23 protein-coding genes are annotated in these 24469 nt (G+C 61.2%); 3 read left to right on the forward strand and 20 right to left on the reverse strand.

Going from position 1 to position 24469, the window contains the following annotated elements; translation table 11 throughout:
- Positions 1-81 precede the first annotated feature (81 nt).
- Positions 82-1443, reverse strand: coding sequence for a bifunctional UDP-N-acetylglucosamine diphosphorylase/glucosamine-1-phosphate N-acetyltransferase GlmU (glmU, locus tag LVE68_RS10645; protein ID WP_232940302.1), 1362 nt, complete (start codon positions 1441-1443; stop codon positions 82-84).
- A 136-nt stretch (positions 1444-1579) separates the two neighbouring features.
- Here glmU and LVE68_RS10650 point away from each other — a divergent pair, with 136 nt between their 5' ends.
- Complete coding sequence (locus LVE68_RS10650; protein ID WP_232940304.1) at positions 1580-2470, forward strand: cation diffusion facilitator family transporter; 891 nt, start codon at positions 1580-1582, stop codon at positions 2468-2470.
- On the opposite strand, the gene LVE68_RS10655 is transcribed toward LVE68_RS10650, so the two are convergent.
- Complete coding sequence (locus tag LVE68_RS10655; RefSeq protein ID WP_232940306.1) at positions 2461-3309, reverse strand: formate/nitrite transporter family protein; 849 nt, start codon at positions 3307-3309, stop codon at positions 2461-2463. The genes LVE68_RS10650 and LVE68_RS10655 overlap by 10 nt on opposite strands.
- Before the next feature lie 472 nt (positions 3310-3781).
- Here LVE68_RS10655 and LVE68_RS10660 point away from each other — a divergent pair, with 472 nt between their 5' ends.
- Positions 3782-5086 (forward strand): glycosyltransferase family 4 protein, encoded by a 1305-nt coding sequence (locus LVE68_RS10660; protein WP_232940308.1) that lies wholly within the window; start codon positions 3782-3784, stop codon positions 5084-5086.
- Between the two features lie 10 nt (positions 5087-5096).
- Here LVE68_RS10660 and LVE68_RS10665 read toward each other — a convergent pair whose 3' ends face one another.
- Together LVE68_RS10665 and LVE68_RS10670 are read right to left on the reverse strand one after the other, a co-directional pair.
- Positions 5097-5726 carry a glutathione S-transferase family protein gene (locus LVE68_RS10665; RefSeq protein ID WP_232940310.1) on the reverse strand — a complete coding sequence of 210 codons (630 nt, stop codon included), beginning with the start codon at positions 5724-5726 and terminating at the stop codon, positions 5097-5099.
- 149 nt (positions 5727-5875) lie between these two features.
- Positions 5876-6928, reverse strand: a complete 1053-nt coding sequence (locus tag LVE68_RS10670; RefSeq protein WP_232940312.1) for a hypothetical protein — start codon at positions 6926-6928, stop codon at positions 5876-5878.
- A 281-nt stretch (positions 6929-7209) separates the two neighbouring features.
- Between LVE68_RS10670 and LVE68_RS10675 the strand changes: the two genes are divergently transcribed.
- Positions 7210-7347, forward strand: coding sequence for a hypothetical protein (locus LVE68_RS10675; protein ID WP_232940314.1), 138 nt, complete (start codon positions 7210-7212; stop codon positions 7345-7347).
- 87 nt (positions 7348-7434) lie between these two features.
- Here LVE68_RS10675 and rssA read toward each other — a convergent pair whose 3' ends face one another.
- The 16 genes from rssA to yidC all read right to left on the reverse strand — a co-directional run bounded on the left by rssA (position 7435) and on the right by yidC (position 24451).
- The gene (gene rssA / locus LVE68_RS10680) at positions 7435-8430 is read right to left on the reverse strand and encodes a patatin-like phospholipase RssA (RefSeq protein ID WP_232940316.1); all 996 of its coding nucleotides are present in this window, start codon (positions 8428-8430) and stop codon (positions 7435-7437) included.
- 186 nt (positions 8431-8616) lie between these two features.
- Positions 8617-9036, reverse strand: coding sequence for a F0F1 ATP synthase subunit epsilon (locus LVE68_RS10685; RefSeq protein ID WP_232940318.1), 420 nt, complete (start codon positions 9034-9036; stop codon positions 8617-8619).
- Positions 9037-9118: 82 nt separating this feature from the next.
- The gene (gene atpD, locus LVE68_RS10690) at positions 9119-10531 is read right to left on the reverse strand and encodes a F0F1 ATP synthase subunit beta (RefSeq protein ID WP_232940320.1); all 1413 of its coding nucleotides are present in this window, start codon (positions 10529-10531) and stop codon (positions 9119-9121) included.
- Between the two features lie 34 nt (positions 10532-10565).
- Positions 10566-11426 carry a F0F1 ATP synthase subunit gamma gene (gene atpG, locus LVE68_RS10695; protein WP_232940322.1) on the reverse strand — a complete coding sequence of 287 codons (861 nt, stop codon included), beginning with the start codon at positions 11424-11426 and terminating at the stop codon, positions 10566-10568.
- Positions 11427-11510: 84 nt separating this feature from the next.
- Positions 11511-13055 (reverse strand): F0F1 ATP synthase subunit alpha, encoded by a 1545-nt coding sequence (atpA, locus tag LVE68_RS10700; protein WP_232940324.1) that lies wholly within the window; start codon positions 13053-13055, stop codon positions 11511-11513.
- A 52-nt stretch (positions 13056-13107) separates the two neighbouring features.
- Positions 13108-13644: a F0F1 ATP synthase subunit delta gene (locus LVE68_RS10705; protein ID WP_232940326.1), complete on the reverse strand. Its 537-nt coding sequence runs from the start codon at positions 13642-13644 to the stop codon at positions 13108-13110.
- A gap of 12 nt (positions 13645-13656) precedes the next feature.
- Positions 13657-14127 carry a F0F1 ATP synthase subunit B gene (locus LVE68_RS10710; RefSeq protein WP_232940328.1) on the reverse strand — a complete coding sequence of 157 codons (471 nt, stop codon included), beginning with the start codon at positions 14125-14127 and terminating at the stop codon, positions 13657-13659.
- A gap of 69 nt (positions 14128-14196) precedes the next feature.
- Entirely contained in the window at positions 14197-14445 is a 249-nt protein-coding gene (atpE, locus tag LVE68_RS10715) for a F0F1 ATP synthase subunit C (RefSeq protein WP_067084854.1), read from the reverse strand.
- A gap of 71 nt (positions 14446-14516) precedes the next feature.
- Positions 14517-15443 (reverse strand): F0F1 ATP synthase subunit A, encoded by a 927-nt coding sequence (gene atpB / locus LVE68_RS10720; protein ID WP_232940330.1) that lies wholly within the window; start codon positions 15441-15443, stop codon positions 14517-14519.
- 43 nt (positions 15444-15486) lie between these two features.
- Entirely contained in the window at positions 15487-15849 is a 363-nt protein-coding gene (locus LVE68_RS10725; RefSeq protein ID WP_232940332.1) for an ATP synthase subunit I, read from the reverse strand.
- Positions 15850-16063: 214 nt separating this feature from the next.
- Positions 16064-16963: a ParB/RepB/Spo0J family partition protein gene (locus tag LVE68_RS10730; RefSeq protein ID WP_232940334.1), complete on the reverse strand. Its 900-nt coding sequence runs from the start codon at positions 16961-16963 to the stop codon at positions 16064-16066.
- Between the two features lie 18 nt (positions 16964-16981).
- A complete protein-coding gene (locus LVE68_RS10735; protein WP_232940336.1) occupies positions 16982-17782 on the reverse strand; it encodes a ParA family protein in 801 nt (266 codons plus the stop codon).
- A 170-nt stretch (positions 17783-17952) separates the two neighbouring features.
- Positions 17953-18585: a 16S rRNA (guanine(527)-N(7))-methyltransferase RsmG gene (gene rsmG / locus LVE68_RS10740; protein ID WP_232940338.1), complete on the reverse strand. Its 633-nt coding sequence runs from the start codon at positions 18583-18585 to the stop codon at positions 17953-17955.
- A gap of 86 nt (positions 18586-18671) precedes the next feature.
- Complete coding sequence (gene mnmG / locus LVE68_RS10745) at positions 18672-20561, reverse strand: tRNA uridine-5-carboxymethylaminomethyl(34) synthesis enzyme MnmG (RefSeq protein WP_232940340.1); 1890 nt, start codon at positions 20559-20561, stop codon at positions 18672-18674.
- 757 nt (positions 20562-21318) lie between these two features.
- Positions 21319-22701 (reverse strand): tRNA uridine-5-carboxymethylaminomethyl(34) synthesis GTPase MnmE, encoded by a 1383-nt coding sequence (gene mnmE / locus LVE68_RS10750; RefSeq protein WP_232940341.1) that lies wholly within the window; start codon positions 22699-22701, stop codon positions 21319-21321.
- A gap of 97 nt (positions 22702-22798) precedes the next feature.
- Positions 22799-24451, reverse strand: a complete 1653-nt coding sequence (gene yidC / locus LVE68_RS10755) for a membrane protein insertase YidC (protein ID WP_232940342.1) — start codon at positions 24449-24451, stop codon at positions 22799-22801.
- Positions 24452-24469: the final 18 nt, after the last annotated feature.

The raw sequence follows: 24469 nt of genomic DNA on the forward strand, positions 1-24469 counted from the left end.
GATCAGCCGGTGGATGCCGGCAGGCGGGGAGGGGATAGCCGCCGGTTTTTCAGCCGCTGCGGCCATCCCCCGCTGTTGGAATCAGGATTTCCTGGTGGGGCGCTGCCAGCCGCTGACGTTGCGCTGCTTGCCGCGGGCCACCGCCAGGTCCTCATCCGGCACCTCCCGGGTGATGGTGGAACCGGCGCCCACGGTTGCCCCCGCACCCACCCGGACTGGAGCCACAAGGGCGGTATTGGAGCCGATAAAGGCGCCGTCACCGATTTCAGTCAGTGACTTGTTAACGCCATCGTAATTACAGGTAATGGTGCCGGCGCCGATATTTACCTGCTCGCCCACCCGGGCATCGCCCACATAGGACAGGTGATTGACCTTGCTGCCGCGGCCGATGTGGGCCTTCTTGGTCTCGACAAAATTGCCCACCTTGGCCCCGTCCGCCAGCTCGGTACCGGGGCGCAGGCGCGCAAACGGGCCGATGGCGCAGGCTTCGCCGACCTGTGCATCCTCGATTATGGAATTCGCCTCGACCCTTGTGCCTGCAGCCAGCCGGCAGTTTTTCAGCAGGCAGTTGGGGCCCACCTGCACGCCATCGCCCAGGACCACCTCGCCTTCGAAGACACAATTGATATCGATCGAAACATCCGTGCCGCACTCGAGCCTACCCCGCAGGTCAAAGCGGGCCGGGTCCAGTAAAGTAACCCCCGCATTCATCAGCGCCAGCGCGCGACCGTGCTGCAGGGCACGCTCCATCTGTGCCTGCTGGGCGCGGCTGTTGACGCCGGCGACTTCCAACGGGTCGCTGGCGCGCACGCCGGTTACCCCAATATTCTCGCTGACAGAGCGCGCGATAACGTCGGTGAGGTAATACTCACCCTGGGCATTGTCGCTGGAGAGCTCCGGCAGCCACTGCTTCAGCAGGTCCGCCGGTGCCGCCAGGATACCGGTGTTCACCTCGCGGATCGCCAGGGTATCGGCGTCGGCATCCTTTTCCTCGACGATGGCCTGTACCCGGCCGCTGTCGTCCCGCACGATACGGCCATAGCCGGCCGGGTTCGCCATTTCCACCGACAGCAACGCCGGCCCCCGGTCGGAGGAGGAGAGCAGCGATTGCAGGGTGCCCGCCTTGACCAGCGGCACGTCACCGTAGAGGACCAGTACGGTGGCACCGGCACGGAAGTTGGGAATCGCCTGGGCCACTGCGTGGCCGGTGCCCAGTTGTTCCGCCTGCTCGACGAACTTCACTCCGCTGCCGGCATACTGCTCCCGCACCAACTCGGCGCCGTGACCCACCACCACGGTAATTTCCACATCCCCCAGCTGCTGCGCGGTTTCAATCACCCGACCCAGCATGGGTACGCCACCGATCGGGTGCAGGACCTTGGGCAGGTCAGAGCGCATCCGGGTGCCTTTGCCCGCAGCGAGAATAACGATATCAGTGGCCATGGAACCTCTTTCTGACTCAACGGTAAGACTAGGGCGGCAATTGTGGCCAGTTCCACCAGCGATCACAAGCGCAGGGCCATCTTGCGGCACCTAGACTATTGCACACGTGCAAAAGCGCGCGGGCAGGAGAGGGGACGTGGAACGGAAGGGCTTGTGGCTATCCATACTCGGTTGCCTGGCGATGGCGGCACTGGCGTTCCTTTTTACTTCCCTTTCCGGGTCGGCTGCGATTTTCCTGGATGGTGTCTTTTCACTGGTGAACTTTGTCATGTCGCTGGTAATGCTGCGGGTATCACAGCTGCTGCACCGCGCACCGGACCGGCGTTTCCACTTCGGCTATGCCAGTTTCGAACCCGCATTCAATGTCCTGCAAAGCCTGGTGAACCTGGGCGTCATGCTGATGGCCCTGTCATCCGCGGTGTTTGCGCTGTACCGGGGCGGCCGCGCTGTGGAAAGCGGTCCGGCGGTGCTTTATGCGGCGGTGGCAATGCTCGGTTGCCTGGTAATCTACATAGTGCTTCGCCGGATTGGGCGGATCTCCGGCTCCACCCTGATCCAGGTGGACGCCTTCAGCTGGTTGATTGACTGCTTCCTCAGCGGTGTTGTGCTGGTGGCATTTTCGGTGGTATGGATCTGGGGCGCGCGGCTGGGTCCGTGGTTACCCTATGTGGATTCCTGGCTGGTGATCGCAATGGTGGTGGTGATGCTGCCGATTCCGGCCCGCATCCTGTACCGGAACCTGATGGAAGTGCTGTTGGCGGCCCCGTCGGCGGAGCTGCAACTGGATATACACCGCGCCTTTACCCGGGCCATCCGGGATATCCCGGCCCGGGACTGGTCTCTCAGTATCAACAAGGCCGGGCGCAGCATTTACCTCCACGCCCGTATCCTGGTGGAGGAAAACCAGGAGCAGTGCCCGATCTCCCAAGCCGATACCTGGCGGGAGGTTCTGGTGGAGCGAATGGCTGACCTGGTAGAAGAACAGGAATTCGACGTGGTGTTTACCTCCGACGCCGATTACCTCTGAGATCGCCGGGGCCAGGGCTTTTCAGACTTTTCTTCTTGTGCTGCCTTGTCGCTGCTGACATAGCCATACTTCAGCATCCCCACGAATACGCTGCCACCGACGGTATTACCAATGGTGGCCCAGGCGATATAACCCAGCATTTCGCTGGTATCGATCGCACCGGCATTGCCCAGCCAACCGCTGAACATGGCGACGGATCCCGCCACACAGTGGGCCAGGCCGCCAACCCCGATCACAAAGGTGATCAGGATAATCAGCACCACACGGCCGATCGTATCCTGCGATGAAGTGGCGACCCAGCCCAACAGGCCCATCAGCCAGCCTGCCAGCACGGCCCCCAGGAATATCCCGGAGCCGGACTGCTCAAGGCTTTTTACGCCATAGTGTGAAAGTGCCTGCGGATCAATATAGGGGCTCACTTCCTCATACTGGGCCAGCAGCAGGCCGAACATCAGGGCACCAAGCAGGTTTCCGCTGTAGATCACCCCCCAGACACGGCCCAGAGCCCAGACACTTCTGCGACGATCGAGGACCGGAAGTATCGCCAGGGTAGTGTGCTCGGTGAACAGGTCGGTCCGGCCGATAATTACCATTACGAAACCGATGGGATAGCTGGCGGCCAGCAACAGGTGCAGCTGGCTCTTCCCCAGGTCTTCATTGAACAGGGTGTAGAGCACTGCCATAAGGAAGAAACTGAAGCCAATTTCCAGGCCCGCAGCGGTTGCGGACATAAACAGCGAGGAGGAATTGCGACGGTACTCATGCAGGCTGGCGGCCATCTGCTCCTGCAGTATTTCGCGGTCGCTTTTGGGTTTGTCAGAATCACCGTTGGTTGCCATGCACCGGCCCTGGTTTCCAGCAGCTACCACGAAGTGTGGCGCACTTGTGCAGGCTTTTAGCTTAGACCATCCGGGATTATGGGCCTGCGCAAAGCCGCTGGCCGGCACCACCAGGCGGAAGGCACGGGATATTTCGACTCGAGCTGACGCAAGTTTCCGGAACCACCATTTCAGCCTTGGCGACTATGGCAAAATTGAACACTGGTGTGACCATCTGGCCCAATAAGCAGGGAGGGCTTACCGTCGATGCACGGTGGGTGTGTTCTCAGTTTTCCTGGTTTATGATCACGCATATGCAGGGACGCATATTCAGTTTTCAGGTGAGGACCGTCACCAAAGTGGATGGACCACATCCCAATCCCCTGCCTGTTTCCGGTTAACCGATAAACCCGGGTTCAAACCTGCGTAGCCCTGCAATTGGGTTACCGGCACTGTTTTGCCGCTGACATTCCGACAAGCCATGAAAAGCACTGTGAAAAAGGTTCTCCTGATTACCCCGCAAGCTTCCGAGGCCTTTGGTGGTGAGGCAATGCTCCCTGTGCAATATTTCCGCCATTTGCCCGCTGCCGGGATAGAAGTTGCCATGATTGTGCATGAACGGGCCCGGCGTGAACTGGAAGGGCTGTTCCCCGGGCGCCAGGACCAGATCCACTTTGTGAAGGATTCATGGCTACACCGGTTGCTCTATCGTTGCGGGCGCCTGCTACCCCAGCGAATCGCCAGCTTCACCACCGTCTTCGCTGTCGACCTCCTGACCGAAAGGGCACAGAAGCGGATTGCCCTTCAGCTCATCCGCAAGGAGCGTATAGACCTGGTACATGTCCCGATCCGGGTTTCACCCAGACTCCCATCCAGTATCCACAACCTGGGACGGCCTGTGGTATTTGGTCCGCTCAACGGTGGCATGACCTTTCCCGATGGCTTTGTCCACCAGCAGGCCTGGCTGGAAAAGGCATTTATGGATGCGGGACGCACATTGTCATACCTGGCCAACCGATTCATACCGGGCAAGCCTCGGGCCACCACAGTGGTCGTCGCGAATGCCCGGACGAGAAAGGCGCTTCCTGTGACGACAGGAATGAAGATCGTGGAGCTGGTGGAGAATGGGGTAGACCTCTCACTCTTCCAGGCAAGGCCGGCGCGAAAGAGGCAAGCCTCCGATTCCTGCCGTTTCGTATTCCTGGGTCGGTTGGTGGACTGGAAATGTGTCGACATGTTGCTCGAGGCCATGGCCCGCCTGAATTCAGCTGGTCTTGCTCCGGAACTGGAGATCATCGGTGACGGTCCAGAAAGGCCTGCACTTGAGCGTCTTTCCAATTCTCTCGGCCTCAGCCAGCAGGTACGCTTTCGTGGCTTTGTCCCGCAGCGGGACTGCCCGGCACAGCTGGCCCAATGTGATTGCCTGGTGTTACCCAGCATGTATGAATGCGGCGGTGCTGTGGTACTGGAAGCCATGGCTATGGGTCGGCCGGTGATAGCCACCAATTGGGGGGGGCCGGCGGACTACCTGGACGCCGCATGCGGCATGCTTGTCGATCCCGGTAATGGCCGCCGGGATTTTATCGTGCGGCTGGCAGAGGCGATGCGCGCAATCATTGCCGACCCCGCCGGGGCTGAAGCCATGGGGGCAGCGGGGCGCGCCAAGGTGACGCGCCAGTTTGACTGGTCGAAAAAGGCCGGGAAAATGGTCGAGGTTTACGCCGCCACACTAAAGGCAGGCCAGTCCCCGCGTTGCAAGGTGCCGCTGCCGGAAAAAGCCATAACGCGGTGTGGTTAAGCAGTGCCCCTCAGGCGTCGCTGGTTTCCGCCGCCAGGGCCTCATCCAGTTCGGTAGCCCGGCGGAAAGCCTTGCGGTCACTCACCCGGGCAAAATAATCGATAAATTCCTGTCGTTTTTCGATAGTCCCGAACTGTAGTCCCCAGCCAACCTGGGCACCGACATACACATCCGCAGCGGTGAATCGCTTGCCGGCGATATAGGGGTTGTCCGTTACCCCACGGGAGAGGGCATCCAGTGCCAGCCCATAATTGCCGTAGCCAGCCATGCGCTGCTTTTCGGGTGCGGGATCACCACCAAAAATGCTCCGGTTGGTCAGAGCCGCCTCAATGGGCCCCGCGGTAAAGAACAGCCAGCGATAGTAAGCGGCCCGTTCCTCCCGGGTAGGTGCGAGACCTGCTTCCGGATATGCCTCTGCCAGATATGCACAGATGGCAGCGGTCTCAGTCACCACCTGGCCATTGTGAACAACAACGGGTACTTTGCCCATCGGGTTGATGGCATGGAACGTCGCGGATTTCATCCCTGCGCCGTACTCGACCACCTCCACCTTATACGGCTGGCCGATTTCCTCGAGCATCCAGCGGACAATGCGTCCGCGAGACTGGGGGTTGGTATAGAAAACCAGTTGATCAGTCATTTGGCTAAGTCCTCTGTGGAAAACACTGGAGAGTCTATTCCGGTTGCTGCAGTCCAGACGAGTGATACGCGCGACAGCGCCGGGAAATCACAAATAATTCACAAACGCCCAGCAGGTACAGATGTACCGCTCCGGGATAAAGTCGGTATTCAGGATCCAGCGGTTACTGAAGGGGAGGCGGGGATTCCGCGCTGCTGTGCCCACATTACCGCCGCCTCGATGGCATCACCCCATTCATTCACGAGCTCACGGGCGAACTGTATTTCCCTGTCCAGGGAAAATTCCTGGCCCTGCGGATCCTTGGCGTGTTTGGGGGCGATGCTTTCCCATGCCTGGGCCAGCTCCAGCGTCGATAACCCGAGTTCCAGTTGCCGGTTGGCCCGGGACAGGCTTTCGACGGGATCCGCGCGCAATGATTCCAGCGTTAACGGTGCGGTCTCGGTCGCCCCCGTTCCGCCCGCCACGGACGACATGGCGGTGGCCTGGGCTGCATAGGCACAGGCAAGCAGGCAACAGATGCTGGTCATGGAACCGGGATAAGATTGTGCCTCGCTCACTAGACTGGCGGGAACTGAACCCACCTGGCGAAGCCTTTCAAGTAGTTCGAGGGTTTGCCTGATCCTGGGCTTGCCGCCACGGAATATTGCAACGATATAGGCGCGGAGATCACAGGTCATCGACAGTATCCGGTAATTTCCGTTTTCTGCACCGCCGGTCGCCAGCAGGATATTGTCCCAGTTGGACAGCTTGATCGCAGGCCTGGCATAAGGCGCCATTGAGAAGCACAGTCGCGCCACAGTGCGATCAAATAACTTCTGTGTCTCGCTAAGGTGGGCCGGATCAACCAGTCCCGGCAAGCAGGCGTTGGATAACCGGGTAATTGCCCGCGGCTCCCGCAGTACAAAGGATTTGCCCGGAACTGACAGTACGCGGCTCAACAGGGTGGAACCACAGAAACCAGAATGGATAATCAAGGTGCCGGTCACTTCCCCGGGCGCGGGGTCGCTACGCCATCCGCGCAGCCTCTCTGCCGTTATTGCAACCAGGTCATTGGTGGCAGCCAGCGGGTGCCGGCCATCATGGAAGGGCATTGTCTCGATATGATCTATCGACACCTGTGCGAAATGGAATTCATCTGTCTCTGCATCGTAGTCAACCGGTAACCAGCTGGAATCGTCAAGAATCTCAGTGGTGCTCTCCATGGATAACGCCCGTCCGGGACGGCAAATTCCAGTTGCACTCATGACTACTTACTCTCCCGAGTCCACACCAGCAGTGATGCGATTTTTGTTCATTTTTCTTGTGCTGGCATCACGTGATCGATATACCGACGGGTATATCTGCAGGTATCCGCCGTACACACAAAGTGACGGATGGTGAGTCATGGGTCAATTCGTCTGGTCGCTGTGGGGACTGGACCCGTCGCAAACGCACTGCGTCCTGTCGCAGCAACGCACGCGGGCAAGTCCTGTGATATGGAAAGGTGCTGCTTACAGTAGCGGAAAAATTCTACTGCCTGCTGCTCGAGCAGGCCGGTGAATACGACGGCAGGGAAAAAGAGGCTGGCGAGGCGCGGGAGTTTATCCGCAAACAGCAGCGACTGACGGAGCCTGCAATCTGAACCAGGTGTTGGCTCCGATAGTGATGTCACCAGATTACCGTTACCACGCCCCGATTCCCCGAACGACGGGATTTCCCGGTTTGGGCACTACGGCTCCAGGTTTGCCGGCACCACGTCCTCAATCCAGGTTTTTACCCGTTCGACCTCGGCCCTGCCTGCCGCCACCGCCTCGGCGGCCCGGGAAAATTCCATGCCTCCAATGCCACCGACCTTGGGGATGATCATGATGTCCGGGGGGGAGCCTGCGAGCCGGGAGCGCTTGTGACGTCGCTCAAGAATCTCCATGGAGGTCGACATGGTTTCCAGCATTCCGGGAGCATACGGCGTGGTCCTGGTGAATCGGTCTCCTATCTGCGCCAGCTGTTGCCGGCCCTGCGTCAGTAGCTTCTCCAGGGACACCCCCGCGGAAACTTCCTTATTCACGCGCTGCAGGGGGGCAGGCGTCTCGGGTGCTTCACTGTTGTCGCCATCGCTGGCCAGGGTTTCCACTTCCCCCTGCCGATGTTCCCACATTGAGACCCCGTCCTCGGTAACATCGACCGCAATTACGCAGGTAGCGCCCATCGCGCGACAGACATCAATCGGCACAGGGTTTACGACCGCCCCATCTACAAGCCAACGCCCCGCAACCTGCTTCGGGGACAGCAACCCGGGAATGGAGCAGGAGGCACTCACCGCGTCGCTGAGGTTGCCTTCCTGCAGCCAGATTTCCTGGCCGCTGTTCAGGTCAGTTGCCACCGCGGTAAATGGGACAGGCAACTCCTCGATATTCTCGTAGGCAAAGCCTTCAAAAAAGGCCTGGAACGGTTTCTTGCCGCCAATCAGTCCGCCACTGAATGTCCAGTTGATATCCAGCAGGGAGAACACCCGCCAGTTATCCAGCATGTTCACCCATTCTTCGAGTTTATCCAGGCAGCCGGCAGCATAGGCGGAACCAACGAATGCCCCCATGGAAGAGCCCGCGATCACCTGGGGGCGAATGCCCATTTCATCCAGCGCACTCAGCACGCCGATGTGGGCAAAGCCTTTCGCAGCGCCACTGCCAAGGGCAATACCGATACAAGGCTTCGATGAGGATGCCATGGGAATCTCCTGGAACTTTTAGCTGATCCTATTCACACCTGATGGAACATTCGGTGATTTTCCCGCGATTCATACCCGGGCCGGTATGGATCGCGACACGGCGGGCAAGCGGGCATAAAAAAAGCAGCCGAAGCTGCTTTTTTAATCGCCTGCAAACAGGTTCCTACCGGGAGTAGGAGGGGCTGCTTACTTGCCGGCGGCCTTGCGGATGGCCTGCATGGTGCGCAGGCGCGCCTCGGCCTCGGCCAGCTGGGCGGAAATGCGGGCGTAGTCGACCTCGGAAGGAGCCTGGTGCAGGGCGTGGGCCGCTTCTTCGCGGGCCTTCTGCGCAGCTTCTTCGTCGATCTCGCGCTCGGCGACATCGGCCAGGATGGTGACCATGTTGGGCTGTACCTCGGCGTAACCGCCGCTCACATACAGCACTTCCTCTTCACCACCCTGCTTGATGATACGTACCGGGCCCGGCTTGAGCGCTGTCAGCAGCTGGGCATGGCCATAGGAGATACCCAGTTCACCCTCGACACCGGTGACGATAACCATCTCCACCAGTCCGGAGAACAGGGATTCCTCAGCGCTCACGATATCGCAATGTACAGTCATAGCCATAAGGCTACCTCATTCTCTGCAGTTTGCCTTGCGAATTCCCGCCACCGTGCCCGGACGGGCAGGGCGGCGGGGAGTTCCGCGCTTACTTGGCCTTGTTGGCTTTCTCGACCGCTTCGTCGATGGTGCCGACCATGTAGAAGGCCTGTTCCGGCAGGTTGTCGTACTCGCCGTCGAGGATGCCCTGGAAGCCACGGATGGTTTCCTTCAGGGACACGTATTTGCCCGGTGCACCGGTAAATACCTCGGCCACGTGGAACGGCTGGGACAGGAAGCGCTCGATCTTACGGGCACGGGCCACGATCTGCTTGTCTTCCTCGGACAGCTCGTCCATACCCAGGATGGCGATGATGTCCTTCAGCTCCTTGTAACGCTGCAGTACGGACTGCACGCCGCGGGCCACTTCATAGTGCTCCTGGCCGATTACCAGCGGGTCCAGCTGGCGGGAGGTGGAGTCCAGCGGATCCACGGCCGGGTAGATACCCTTGGCAGCGATGTCGCGGCTCAGTACCACGGTGGAGTCCAGGTGGGCGAAGGTGGTGGCCGGGGACGGGTCGGTAAGGTCGTCCGCCGGTACGTATACCGCCTGGATGGAGGTAATGGAACCGGTCTTGGTGGAGGTAATGCGCTCCTGCAGGACGCCCATCTCTTCCGCCAGGGTCGGCTGGTAACCTACCGCGGACGGCATACGGCCGAGCAGGGCGGATACTTCGGTACCGGCCAGGGTGTAACGGTAGATGTTGTCGACGAACAGCAGTACGTCGCGACCTTCGTCACGGAACTTCTCGGCCATGGTCAGGCCGGTCAGGGCCACACGCAGGCGGTTCCCGGGCGGCTCATTCATCTGGCCGTAAACCATCGCTACCTTGGACTCGGAGAAGTTCTCGACGTTTACAACGCCGGCTTCCTGCATCTCGTAGTAGAAGTCGTTACCTTCACGGGTACGCTCACCCACACCGGCGAATACGGACAGGCCGCTGTGCTCGGTGGCGATGTTGTTGATGAGCTCCATCATGTTTACGGTCTTGCCCACGCCGGCGCCGCCGAACAGGCCAACCTTACCGCCCTTGGCGAAGGGGCATACCAGGTCGATTACCTTGATGCCGGTTTCCAGCAGCTCGGTGGAGCTGGACTGCTCTTCGTAGGTGGGGGCAGCGCGGTGGATGGAAGCGCGCTCTACTTCAGCGCCCTCGCCACCGATGGGGCCACACTCATCGATCGGGTTGCCCAGCACGTCCATGATACGGCCCAGGGTGTCTGTGCCCACCGGCACGGAAACCGGCGCACCGGTGTTCTTCACTGCCAGGCCGCGGGAGATACCCTCGGATGAACCCATGGCAATGGCGCGTACCACGCCGTCACCCAGCTGCTGCTGCACTTCCATGGTGAGGTTCTTGTCCTCAACCAGCAGTGCGTCGTATACCTTCGGCACGGAGTCACGCGGGAATTCCACGTCGATTACCGCCCCGATAACTTGCACAATTTGCCCGTTACTCATTTCCGGATCCTCAAATCAAAATTCGTTCAGCCGCTTAAACCGCTGCGGCGCCGCCCACGATCTCGGACAGCTCCTGGGTAATCGCTGCCTGGCGCGCCTTGTTGTAAACAAGCTGCAGCGCATCGATCAGCTCGCCGGCGTTGTCGGTGGCGCTCTTCATGGCAATCATGCGCGCCGCCTGTTCGCAGGCCTTGTTCTCTACCACGGCCTGGTACACCTGAGACTCGATGTAGCGGGCCAGCAGCCCGTCCAGCAGGTCCACCGGCTCCGGCTCGTACAGGTAGTCCCAGTCGTGCTTGAGCTGGTCGTTGTCTTCTTTCGGCAGCGGCAGCAACTGCTCCACACGCGGCTTCTGCGACATGGTGTTGACGAACTCGTTGGACACGAGGAACAGGCGGTCGATTTCGCCCTCCGCAAAACGGTCCATCATGACCTTCACCGAACCGATCAGCTTGTTCGCCTGCGGGTTGTCACCCACATCGCGCAGGGCCGCCACCACCTTGCCACCAATGGTGTTGAAGAAGCTGGCCGCCTTGTTGCCCACAGCGCAGATCTCGACATCGACGCCGCGCTCGGACCAGGCCTGCATATCGCGAATAGCCGCCTTGAACATATTGATGTTCAGGCCACCACAGAGACCGCGGTCAGTGGATACCAGGATAAAACCGACCCGCTTGGCTTCGCGCTCCTGCAGGTAGATATGCTGGTATTCGGCCGATGCGTTGGCGACGTGGCCGATCACTGCGCGTATGCGCTGGGCGTAGGGACGCCCCAGTGCCATGCGATCCTGAGCCTTGCGCATCTTACTCGCCGCGACCATTTCCATCGCGGAGGTAATTTTCTGCGTGCTCTTGATGCTGGCAATTTTTGTGCGTACTTCTTTTCCGCCTGCCATAGTGATTTACCTTGTTCGCTGGATTTCTCAGAACCGCAGGAGCTCGCCCGAAACCGGACAGGCCCCTGCAGGCCTCCAGGGTGCTTACCAGCTACCGGTAGCGACAAACTTCTCGATGCCGGCCTTGAAGGCGGCGTCAATCTCGTCGTCGTACTTGCCGGTGCTGTTCACTTTCTCCATCAGCTCTGCATGTTCGCTGTTCATGTAAGCGAGCAGGGCGGATTCGAAGTCCAGCACTTTGTTGACTTCAACGTCGTTCAGGTAACCCTTGTCGGCAGCGTAAACAGACACAGCCATTTCCGCGATGGACAGCGGGCTGTACTGCTTCTGCTTCATCAGCTCGGTAACACGCTCACCGTGGTCCAGCTGCGCCTTGGTGGCCTCGTCCAGGTCGGAAGCGAACTGGGAGAAGGCCGCCAGTTCACGGTACTGGGCCAGCGCGGTACGGATACCACCGGAGAGTTTCTTGATCACCTTGGTCTGCGCGGAACCACCAACGCGGGATACGGAGATACCCGGGTTGATGGCAGGGCGGATACCGGCGTTGAACAGATCGGTCTCGAGGAAGATCTGGCCGTCGGTAATGGAGATCACGTTGGTCGGTACGAACGCGGAAACGTCACCGGCCTGAGTCTCGATGATCGGCAGGGCGGTCAGGGAGCCGGTCTTGCCTTTCACTTCGCCGTTGGTGAACTTCTCCACGTAGTCGGCGTTTACACGCGCGGCGCGCTCCAGCAGGCGGGAGTGCAGGTAGAAAACGTCACCGGGGTAAGCTTCACGGCCCGGGGGACGCTTCAGCAGCAGGGAGATCTGGCGGTAGGCCCAGGCCTGCTTGGTGAGGTCATCATAAATGATCAGGGCGTCTTCACCGCGGTCGCGGAAGTACTCGCCCATGGTGCAGCCCACGTAGGGAGCCAGGAACTGCATGGAGGCCGGGTCGGCCGCGCCGGCAGCGACCACGATGGTGTGGTCCATGGCGCCATGCTCTTCCAGCTTGCGCACCACGTTGGCAATAGAGGACTGCTTCTGGCCCACGGCAACGTAGATACACTTAATGCCGGTGCCTTTCTGGTTGATGATCGTATCGATCGCAACGGCAGACTTACCGATCTGGCGGTCACCAATGATCAGCTCCCGCTGGCCGCGGCCGATCGGGATCATGGTGTCGATCGCCTTCAGGCCGGTCTGGACCGGCTGGTCTACGGACTGGCGGTCGATAACGCCGGGCGCTACCTTCTCCACGGCGTCGGTCAGGCTGGTATTCAGCGGACCCTTGCCGTCGATCGGGTTACCCAGGGCGTCAACCACGCGACCCAGGAGCTCCGGACCCACCGGGGTTTCCAGGATGCGGCCGGTGCAACGACACTTCTGGCCTTCGGCCAGGGATTTGTAGTCGCCCAGGATTACGGCACCGACGGAGTCGCGCTCCAGGTTCAGCGCCATACCGAAGATGCCGCCATCGAACTCGATCATCTCACCGAACATTACGTCGGCAAGGCCGTGGATACGGACAATACCGTCGGACACGGAAACGATGGTGCCCTCGGTACGGGCCTGTGTGTCCACATCGAGACTCTCGATGCGGCTCTTGATAATTTCACTGATCTCAGAGGGATTCAGTTGCTGCATGCTCTGTTCCTCAAGTTCCCAAGATGCCAGAGATGACATCCGGGAAAGTTGTTTAGGAGTTCATCGCCTCGGCGAGTTTGGCCAACCGGCCGCGCACTGTGCCATCGATGACCGTATCGCCGGCGCGAATGATCGCGCCGCCCAGGAGACTCTCGTCGACGGAGCCGTGCAGGTGCACCTCGCGCTCGAACTTCTTGCTGAGTGCCTGGGTCAGTTGCTGCGCCTGCGCTTCGCTGAGCGGGCGCGCTGAGACGACTTCCACCTCCAGGGAGGCTTCGGCCTGTGCCTTGAGCTCTTCAAACAGCTCGTAGATTTCCGGCAACAGCGGCAGGCGGTGGTTCTCCGCCAGCAGCCGGATAAAGTTCTTGCCGGATTCACTGAGGTCATCTGAACAGATGGACAGGAATTTGTCTGCGCGTTCATCGCTGGTGAGCTGCGGGTTCTCCAGCATCTCACCAACTTTCTCGCTTTGGCTGACCGCGGCCGCCGTTGCCAGCGCAGTACTCCAGCCGCCGAGATCGGAGGCTTCCTGCGCGTAGGCAAACGCCGCTTTGGCGTAGGGCCGGGCCAGTGTGCTGAGTTCCGCCATGGGGTTCCTCGCTTACAGCTCGGCTGCCAGTTTGTCGATCAGATCATCGTGCGCCTTGGCATCGATATTAACCGAGAGGATCTTCTCAGCGCCGGCCACGGACAGGGCGGCAACGCGGCTGCGCAGCTGCTCCTTGGCACGGTTCACTTCCTGCTCGATCTCGGCCTTGGCCGCGGCTTTCAGCCGATCACCTTCCTCGACTGCGGCCTGCTTGGCCTCGTCGAGAATCTGGTTGGCGCGCTTGTTGGCACCATCGATGATATCCGCAGCCTGCGCTTTGGCTTCCTTCAGCTGATCAGCGGCCTTGCGCTGGGCCAGCTCCAGATCCTTACCAGCACGCTCGGCCTCTTCGAGACCAGTGGCGATCTTCTGCTCACGTTCCTGCATGACACCCAGCAGGGCGGGCCATACATACTTCCAGCAGAACCATACGAAGACCAGGAATGTAATCGACTGGCCTATTAGAGTCAGGTTGATATTCACACCGACACCTCTTGCTCTTTGCTCTTTATAAAAAGAACGGGGGGGTTAAGGGCAATTGGAACGATGGAATTAACCAGCCAGACCAGGAGCGACAGCGAAGATCAGGTACATGGCGATACCAACACCGATCATCGGTACGGCGTCGAGCAGACCTGCCATCAGGAACATTTTGCCCTGCAGAGCCGGAGCCTGTTCCGGCTGACGCGCAGAACCTTCCAGCAGCTTGCCGCCCAGGGTGCCGAAACCGATAGCAGTACCCAGTGCGCCCAGACCAATCAGCAGTGCGCTCGCGATGTAAACCAGACCAAGTGCTTCCATTGTATTCTCCATCAAAGTTGAGAGTTTAAGAGTTGTGGAAATAAGTTCTCTGGGGCCGCGCCCCAATCCAATCAGTGATCAGTTGTGTGCTCATCCTCACGGTCATGGGCCATGGACATGTAAACCGTGGTCAGGACCATGAACACGAAGGCCTGCAGGGTGATCACCAGGATGTGGAAGATAGCCCAGCCCAGCTGCAGGAACGCTGCACCGATAAAGCCCAGTACGCCGACGCCGAAGACGATGGCAATCAGGATAAAGATCATCTCGCCGGCGTACAGGTTACCGAAGAGACGCAGGCCGAGAGAGACCGGCTTCGCAATCAGGGAAACCAGTTCCAGCAGCAGGTTGAACGGAATCAGGAAAATGTCCACGTACCACTTGCCGGAGTGGAACGGGTGCAGGGTCAGCTCCTTGATAAAGCCAAGGGCACCTTTTTCGCGGATGCTGAAGAAGATCATCAGGGCAAATACTGCCAGAGCCATACCCAGGGTGACGTTCAGGTCGGTGGTGGGTACGACCTTGAAGAACAGGTGATCATTGCCCGCGGCCGTCGCCGCAGCCATGGGCAGCCAGTCCACCGGAACCAGGTCCATCAGGTTCATCAGGAAGACCCAGACGAAAATCGTCAGCGCCATCGGCGCCACCATGCTGTTGCGGTGCTGGAAGGTATCTTTCACCAGCTTGTCGACGAAATCGACGGTCAGCTCGACGAAGCTCTGGAAACCACTCGGCACACCGGCGGTAGCCTTCTTGGCGGCGCGGGCAAACAGGAAGCAGAACAGCAGGCCCAGGCCGATGGCCCAGCCGAGGCTGTCCAGGTGAATTGCCCAGAAGCCCATGTCCGCAGCTTCCCGGGAGGAGTGGGCCATGGTCCAGGTGCTCTCACTCAGAACAGTGCCGTCAGCGCGGGTGTAACCCGCCGGCAGCTTGCCGTAGGCCATGTTCTGCAGGTGGTGTTGGATATAATCCGTCGCGGTTTGAGCTTCGCCTGCCATAGTTCCTCAGCACTCGATCAATAGAATTAGTCTTCTGCGCCGGTCAGCGGACCATGCGCGCCACCATCAGCCACTGCAGGACAACGCAGCAGCCGTAGCTGATAAACAGCGCGGCCGCATCGAGCGGCCTTACCACGGCAAACACTGCCGCGAACCCCGTCAGGGTCAGGATGAACTTGCCCGTCTCCGCGCGGTAGAAAGATGCCACCACCCGGTCGGCGGACCGCGCGCCGCGATGGCGGAAAGCGCGGAAGCCAAAATAGGCATTGGGCAGCGCACACAGCGCACCACCGATAAAAACCGACAGCGCCGTCACCGGCCGGCCGTAAAAATGCAATACCGCTCCCGCCAGCGATACCAGCACCAGCTGTACCGCGGCGACCAACAACACCGGGGGTCTGTACATAGGCGGGACTTGGCCGACCAGGTTAGCGCTTTCCGCCCAAAATTTGGGCGAGCGAATTATAGGAGTAACCGCATTCCCGGTTCAACTGCAAAATCTGGCCAAGTTATTTAATTTTCAGTGTTTTTTCGTTGCAAATTGCCAGAGCGGTGAGTATTCACTAACCAGGCTCTCCGAAAGTACCGTGCGCCATTTTGGGGCGCGCGATTCTACCGGGTTATTCCTCGCGGTACCCCAGGTGGGCAAGGATACCGTCCAGCTCATCGAGGCTGTTGTACTTCAGCACCAGCTTGCCGACACCGCGGTCGTTGTGATCGATATTGACCGGCACCCCGACTTTCTCCGACAACCTCTCACTGAGGCGGCGGATATTCGGGTCCTGCTTCGGCTTGGCCGGCGCCGGGTTCTGCGCCTGCTGCACAATACGGCGCACCAGCGCCTCGGTCTGGCGGACCGTCAGGCCCTTGTCCACCACCTGGCGCGCAGCGGCGCGCTGGGCTTCGCCGGCCAGGCCCAGCAGGGCCTTGGCATGCCCCAGCTCCAGGTCGCCGCGCTCGAGGAAGGTACGCACATCCTCGGTGAGGCTCAGCAGTCGCAACAGGTTGGTCACCGCGGTACGGGACTTGCCCACCGCCTCGGCCACCTGCTGCTGGGTCAGCTCGAATTCGTCCTGCAGGCGCTTCAGCGCCAGCGCTTCCTCCACCGGGTTGAGGTCTTCCCGCTGGATATTCTCGATCAGCGCCATGGCGATGGCGGCTTCATCCGGCACGTCGCGCACCAGCGCCGGGACCCGGTCCAGCTCGGCCAGCTGGGCAGCACGCCAGCGCCGCTCACCGGCGATGATCTCGAAGGACTGCTCGCCCACGGGCCGCACAACGATGGGTTGCATGATGCCCTGGGCGCGGATGGAATCCGCCAGTTCCTGCATGGACTCCTGCGGGAAATCGCGGCGCGGCTGGTAGCGCCCCCGCTGCAGGAATTCGATCGGCAGCTCGCGCAGCTCGCCGTCGACGGCGTCCTTACTGTCGCTGCCGGTCGCCATGGCGATGGCCTGGCTGGCCTCACCACTGATCAAATGGGACAGGTTCTTGCCCAGCCCCTTGCGCCTGGTGGCCATATGTTTCTTACCTCTGGATTAAACGGCTTCCGCCACCGGGCGGCTCGGGTTCTGGTGGGACGCGTGGCGGCGGGTCATCTCGCCAGCCAGCGCCAGGTAGGCAATGGCGCCCTTGGAATGCTTGTCGTAGTCCAGCGCCGGCTTGCCGTAGCTGGGGGCTTCGGCCAGGCGTACATTGCGCGGGATACAGGTGCGGTAGAGGCGCTCACCGAAGTATTCGGAAAGCTGCTCGGAAACATCGCTGGTGAGGCTGTTGCGCGGGTCGTACATGGTGCGCAGGATGCCCTCGATCTTCAGCTCCGGGTTGGCGGCACGCTGGATCTGGGTAATGGTATCGATCAGTGCCGACAGGCCCTCGAGTGCATAGTACTCGCACTGCATCGGGATCAGCACGCCGTTGGCCGCACAGAGGGCGTTGACCGTGAGCATGTTCAGCGACGGCGGGCAGTCCACCACGATGTAGTCGTAATCTTCCGCGATCGGGCGCAGCGCCCGGCGCAGGCGCGACTCGCGCCCGTCCATATCCAGCAATTCAACTTCCGCTGCCGACAGGTCACCGTTGGCGGGCAGCAGGGCGAACCCGCTCTCGGTGGACACTACCGCGTCACGCGCTGCCGCTTCCCCGGCCAGCACATCGTAGGAGGAGAGAGCCAGCTGGCTCTTGTCCACACCGCTGCCCATGGTGGCATTGCCCTGGGGATCCAGGTCGATCAGCAGGACCCGGCGGCGGCTGGCGACGAGGGAGGCGGCCAGGTTGACGCAGGTGGTGGTCTTGCCCACACCGCCTTTCTGGTTGGCTACGGCGAATATCTTGCTCAAGGTTCTTGTCCTTTGTTCTCCCCGGGGACGCCCTCCCTGAAGTCGCCCGGGTCGCACGGCAGCAGCCGGCGTCAGCAGTCGCGGCCCGTTGTCCGGGCGCGCGCAGGTCTCGGAAATCTGTTATTAAAACTGGTTCTTTTCAGCGCGGGATAGTCGCCAGGCCGCCGCTTTCAAGCGCGGCGGAGGACGATGAGGTGGCGATCCGCATCGCAACCCGGTACCGACAGGGGGTGCACCTGCTCGACCTTAATCCCTTTTGCAAGTGTGCTCAACTCATCTTCCGGCCACTTGCCCTTCATAGCGTAAAACCTGCCGTCATCGGTTAGCAAGTGCTCACACCAGGCCGCCATGTCGGACACGGAGGCAAACGCCCGCGAAACCACTCCGGCAAAGCGCTGGGCGGGGCGATAGGCCTCGACCCGCTCATTGACTACCGTGACATTGGGCAATGGCAACTGGGTGGCGACCTGGAACAGGAAGCGGGTTTTCTTGCCGTTGCTGTCGAGCAGGGTGATCGGCCGGTCGGGGAACATGATCGCCAGCGGGATGCCGGGCAGCCCACCGCCACTACCCACATCGATCAATGGCTCATCCGCCCCGCCACAGAGCTTCACCACGCTCAGGCTGTCGATGACATGGCGCTCGAGCATCTGGGCCGGGTCCCGCACGGCGGACAGGTTGTATGCCGAATTCCAGCGCGCGAACAGCTCCAGGTACTGCAACAGCTTGTCCTGCTGTGCCGATGTGAGCTCGAGCCCCATGGACGCAGCGGCCTCGGTCAGGCGCGGGCGGTACTCTTCCATCTGCAGAGAAATGGTCGGATCTCCCCTGTTAACCCCGAGGGGCACAATCTCATGCGCGGGCGTCGCCCGTCGCGGCACACTGCCGGTCAACCGGCCTTTTTGCGGGTCAGCAGCCCGCGCTTTTTCAACTGGATCAGCAGCAGTGACACCGCCGCCGGCGTTACGCCGGGAATGCGCGACGCACGTGCCAGGGTGTCCGGCCGGGTCTCCTCGAGCTTCTGCTTCACCTCACTGGAGAGGCCGGACACCGAACCGTAATCAAAATCCGCCGGCAGCGGCGTGTCCTCGTAGGCCTGCAGGCGCTCGATCTCCTCCCGCTGGCGGTCGATATAGCCGGCGTACTTGGCTGAGATTTCCACCTGCTCGGCGACACGCTCGTCCCCGACAGGCTCGCCCTTGAGGTGAGCCACCTCGCCATAACCGAGCTCCGGGCGACGCAGCAGCTCGATCAGGCTGTATTCACGGGCCAGCGGCTGCGGCAGGCGCGATTCGACGGCGGCAGCCTGGGGGGTCTTCGGGTGAATCCAGGTCTCGCGCAGCCGCTGGGTTTCCCGCTCGATGGCCTCGCGCTTGTCGCTGAAGGCCTGCCAGCGCACATCGTCCACCAGTCCCAGCTCCCGGCCGGTTTCGGTCAGGCGCAGGTCGGCGTTGTCCTCGCGCAGCATCAGCCGGTACTCGGCGCGGCTGGTGAACATGCGGTAGGGCTCCTTGGTGCCGCTGGTGATCAGGTCATCCACCAGTACGCCCAGGTAAGCCTCGTCCCGGCGCGGGCACCAGGCGTCGCGGTCGCCCGCACGCAGGGCGGCATTGGCCCCGGCCAGAAGCCCCTGGGCGGCGGCTTCCTCGTAGCCGGTGGTGCCGTTGATCTGCCCGGCAAAGAACAGGCCCTGGATAAACTTGGTCTCCAGGGACGGTTTCAGGTCGCGTGGATCGAAGAAATCGTACTCGATGGCATAGCCGGGGCGGGTGATATGGGCCCGCTCGAAGCCGCGGATGGACTGCACCAGCTCCAGCTGTACATCGAATGGCAGGCTGGTGGAGATGCCATTGGGGTAGAGCTCGTTGGTGGTCAGCCCCTCGGGTTCGACAAAGATCTGGTGGCTGTCCTTGTCCGCAAAGCGGTGCACCTTGTCCTCGATCGACGGACAGTAGCGCGGCCCGACGCCCTCAATCACCCCGGAGAACATCGGTGAGCGGTCGAGACCGCCGCGGATGACATCGTGGGTACGGGTGTTGGTGTGGGTAATCCAGCAGCAGGCCTGGCGGGGATGTTGCGCGCGACTGCCCAGGTAGGACATCACTGGCGTGGGGGTATCTCCCCACTGCTCCTCCATCACCGAGAAATCCACCGAGCGTGCATCGATGCGCGGCGGGGTCCCGGTCTTGAGGCGCTCGACCCGGAAAGGGAGCTCGCGCAAACGTTCAGCCAGGGCGATGGAGGGCGGGTCACCGGCACGGCCGCCGGAGAGCGAGTCCATACCGATATGGATGCGGCCGCCCAGGAAGGTGCCGGCGGTGATGACCACATTCTGCGCCCGGAACCGCAGTCCGGCATTGGTTACCACGCCAGCGACCCGGTCCCCCTCGACGATCAGGTCATCGGCGGCCTGCTGGAATATCTCCAGGTGCGGCTGGGATTCCAGCACTTCACGGATTGCACTCCGGTACAGGGCGCGGTCGGCCTGGGCGCGTGTGGCGCGCACTGCGGGTCCCTTGCGGGCATTGAGCACGCGGAACTGGATGCCTGCGCGGTCAGTGGCGTGCGCCATGGCGCCTCCCAGGGCGTCCACTTCCTTGACCAGGTGGCTCTTGCCGATACCGCCGATTGCCGGGTTACAGGACATCTGGCCCAGGGTCTCGATGTTGTGGGTCAGCAGCAGGGTGGAGGCACCCATGCGTGCGGCCGCGAGGGCTGCCTCGGTACCGGCATGGCCACCGCCGATCACAATCACGTCGAAGCGTTTGGGAAATTCCATAACCTCTGCCAGGGGGAGTTAAAAAGGGCGCACATTTTATAGCCAGTACCCGTTGACAGCAAATGCCGATTTCAAGGGAAGCGGCGTCTGCTGAAAGCATTGTAGGGTCGCCACGCCAAAGGTAATCCCCAAGTGGACGACAGGCTCTCCTGATCGGCAGGCAGAGATATTGAATTATTAAACTTATACATATGTATGTAGAAAGATTGTTTTGTATTTGTTGTAACTATTGGGGACGCCTTTTTCCGGTATAACCAAGAAAAATACATATAAATCAATGGCTTGGGAGAAGTGCAACCATGCCAACAACCCCTTGGCCGGGGCAGGGGCAAGCGCGGTACATGGTTGTGGACAGACGGGATAACTTTGGTGTCTATCGCCGGACGCTGAACTTATGCCCGGGTTCCTCCGCAGGTTGCGGCGGTTTTATCCTCCTTTTTATGCACAGGCTTGTGGTGGCGGGAGCTTCCTGTTGATAACTGGCGGCATAAGCTGTCCCGCTCCTGTGTGTGGTCCGCGTCTTCTGGATAACCCTGTGGTCAGATGTGCGCAACTGTTGTGGTCAAGGCGTTGATTTCCGCTGCATAGTCCCGGCGGCCGGGCGACAGGCATTTGTACGGGTAGTTATACAGGCACAGGTGCGGCCAATGCGCCCGGGGCGGTATTGCCCGTTTTTGCGGTGCGGCGACAACCGGGAGGAGCGGGTCAAGAGCGACGGGGGGAGGAAAGGGGCAGGGCGGGTAGCCCTGCGCGGGGGTTATTTGCCGATACAGAAGCTGCCAAAGATCTTGCCCAGCAGCTCATCGGCGGTCATGGTGCCGGTGATTTCCCCCAGTGCCTGCTGGGCCTGCCGCAGGTCCTCGGCCAGCAGCTCACCGGCACCGCTGTCATGCAGCTGGCTGGCGCCCTGCTCGATAAAGGCCCGCGCCCGGGCGAGGGCATCCAGGTGGCGCCGCCGGGCGCTGAAGTTCCCCTCGGCAGCGCCGCTGAAGCCCATGCATTGCTTGAGGTGCTGTTTCAGGGCGTCGAGCCCGGCCCCCGTCCTGGCGCTGATGGCGATCACCGGCACACCGTCGGTGTGCGCCTGGAGGCCGGCACCATACTCGGTCAGGTCGATCTTGTTCAGTACCAGGGTGAGCCTGTCCGGGTCCGGCAGGCGGGCGGTGAACTCCGGCCACACCTGTTCCGGGTCGAGTGAGTGTGCCTGGTCCGCGTCGACCACCAGCAATACACGATCCGCGTGGTGGATTTCATCCCAGGCCCGCTGGATACCGATCTGCTCCACCTGGTCCGGTGAATCGCGCAGGCCGGCAGTGTCGGCGAACTGCAGGGGCATGCCATCGATGTCCACGTACTCGCGCAGGATGTCCCGCGTGGTGCCGGCGATATCGGTGACGATCGCCGCCTCGTGACCTGCCAGTGCGTTCAGCAGGCTGGACTTGCCGGCGTTGGGGCGGCCGGCAATCGCCACCTGCATGCCCTCGCGCATGATGCTGCCCTGGCGTGCCTGGGTCTCGACCGCCGCCAGTTGCGTCAGGAGCTGTTCCAGGTCGGCTGCCACCTTGCCGTCGGCAAGAAAATCGATTTCCTCTTCCGGAAAATCGATCGAAGCTTCGACATATATACGCAGATGGGTCAGTGAGTCGCTTAATTCTTCGATTTTTTCGGAAAATGCGCCCTGCAGGGAGCGCATGGCATTCCGGGCGGCCTGGGCGCTGCCGGCCTCAATCAGGTCCGCGATGGCCTCAGCCTGCGCCAGGTCGATCTTGTCGTTGAGGAACGCGCGCTCGGAAAACTCCCCGGGGCGGGCCTGGCGGGCGCCCTCGTGGATACAGGCCTGCAACAGCTGGTCGAGAATCACAGGTCCGCCGTGCCCCTGCAGCTCCACGACGTCCTCGCCGGTGAAGGAGTTGGGGCCGGGAAAGAATAGGGCGATGCCCTGGTCGAGTAATTCTCCCCGGTGGCTGAAGTCCCGGTAGTGGGCACGGCGCGGCTGCAGGGGGGATTCCCCGGCGATGGCAGCGGCGATTTGTGCGGCGCGGGGACCGGACAGGCGAATCACGCCGATACCGCCGCGCCCAGGTGCTGTGGCGACGGCGGCGATGGTGTCCCGCTGCCGGTTGGGATTTTGCTCTGACATGGGAAAAGTTTATCCGACTGGGAGATTTCTGCGCTATGACGAAACAGGGCCGCATAAAGCGGCCCTGTTTCGTTGGACGGTAAGCAGTGACCGGCGGTTACTTGCCCTCGGTCTCGATCTGCTTGTTGAGGTACCAGGTCTGGGCGATGGTGATCAGGTTGTTGGCAATCCAGTAGATCACCAGCCCGGCCGGGAACCAAAGGAAGAAGAAGGTCATCATCACCGGCATCAGCTGCATGATCCGCGCCTGGGTGGGGTCCGTGGGCTGCGGCTGAAGTTTCTGCATCAGCCACATGCTGGCGCCCATGATCACCGGCAGGATGAAGTAGGGATCCTTCACTGACAGGTCGTGGATCCACAGGATCCATGGCGCATGGCGCAGTTCCACGGTTTCCATCAGCATCCAGTAGAGTCCGATAAACACCGGCATCTGCAGCAGGATGGGGAAACAGCCCCCCATGGGATTGATCTTCTCCCGCCGGTAGAGCTTCATGGTCTCCTCGGCGAGTTTCTGGCGGTTGTCCTTGTATTGCTCCTGCAGTTTCTTCATTTGCGGGGCAAACTTGCGCATGCGCGCCATGGACTTGATCCCCGCCGCGCTGAGCGGGTAGAGCAGGGCCTTGATAAATACCGTCAGCAGGATAATCGCCCAGCCCCAGTTGTCGACGATATGCTCGTGGATAAAGTTCAGCACCCGGAACAGCGGCTTGGCGATCCACCACAGCCAGCCGTAGTCGACGGTCAGGTCCAGGTAGGGCGAGATCTCTTCCAGGCGGTAGACGTCCTTGGGACCAGCATAGAAGGAAGCGCGCAATTCACCCCCGGTGCCCGGTTCCACCTGCACCGGCGGCGATACGAAGCGCATTACGTAAAGGCCACCCTTGAGCTGGCGCATCTCGAAGGTGTTGCGCACGTCCTGTTCCGGGATCCAGGCACCCAGGAAGTAGTGCTGCACCATGGCGATCCAGCCGCCCTCGATGGTGGCGGTGGTGGGCTTCTCGGCCATCTCCTCGAAGTCCTGCTTGAAATAGTTTTCCTCCGGGGTGCGCATGGCACCGCCGAGGAAGGGCGACATGCCGATGCCGGCGTCGCTCGGCGGTACGTGGGCATCGCGCTTGAGCTGGCCGTAGAGGGCGGCGGACCAGGGCGCGGAGCCGCTGTTCTGCACCTGGTAGGTCACGTCCACCAGGTAGTCGCCGCGGCGGAAAGTAAAGCGCTTGGTGATTTCCGCATCGCGCTGTTTCAGTGTCAGGTCGACGGTAAGGGTGTCCTGCCCCTCGGCCAGGGCGAAGGAGGTATCTCCGGCGCGGAACAGGGGACGGCCCTTGGCGCTGTCGGTACCGTTCGGGCCGATCAACCCGCTCTGGGAAATATAAGTGCTATCCCGTGTCTGCTTGAGCAGCAGCAGGGGCTCATCCGGGGTTTCCCGCTCCTGGGCGTGCTGGCGCAGGGCCACCTTGACGATATCTCCGCCGCGGGGATTGATCAGCAGCTCGAACACGTCAGTGGTCACGCTGATCAGCTTGCCATCGGTGGCGGGAGCCGGCGCTTCAGTGCCCGGTTGTTGTAGCTGGGGAACATCGCCGGTATCGGTATCCGTCTGGGTGGGGACGGTGCCGGCCTGCCCGGTGTTGACGATCTCGCGGTCGATTTCCGGGGCGCGCCGCTCCTGGAATGCGTTCCACTGGAAAATAAGGGCCAGTAAAACTGCGGCGATTCCGCCCAGCAGCGCGTAACGTTGCCAATCCATCTTATATCCTGGGGTGTC

The sequence above is a fragment of the Microbulbifer sp. YPW16 genome, assembly GCF_021290385.1.
Lineage (GTDB): Bacteria > Pseudomonadota > Gammaproteobacteria > Pseudomonadales > Cellvibrionaceae > Microbulbifer > Microbulbifer zhoushanensis.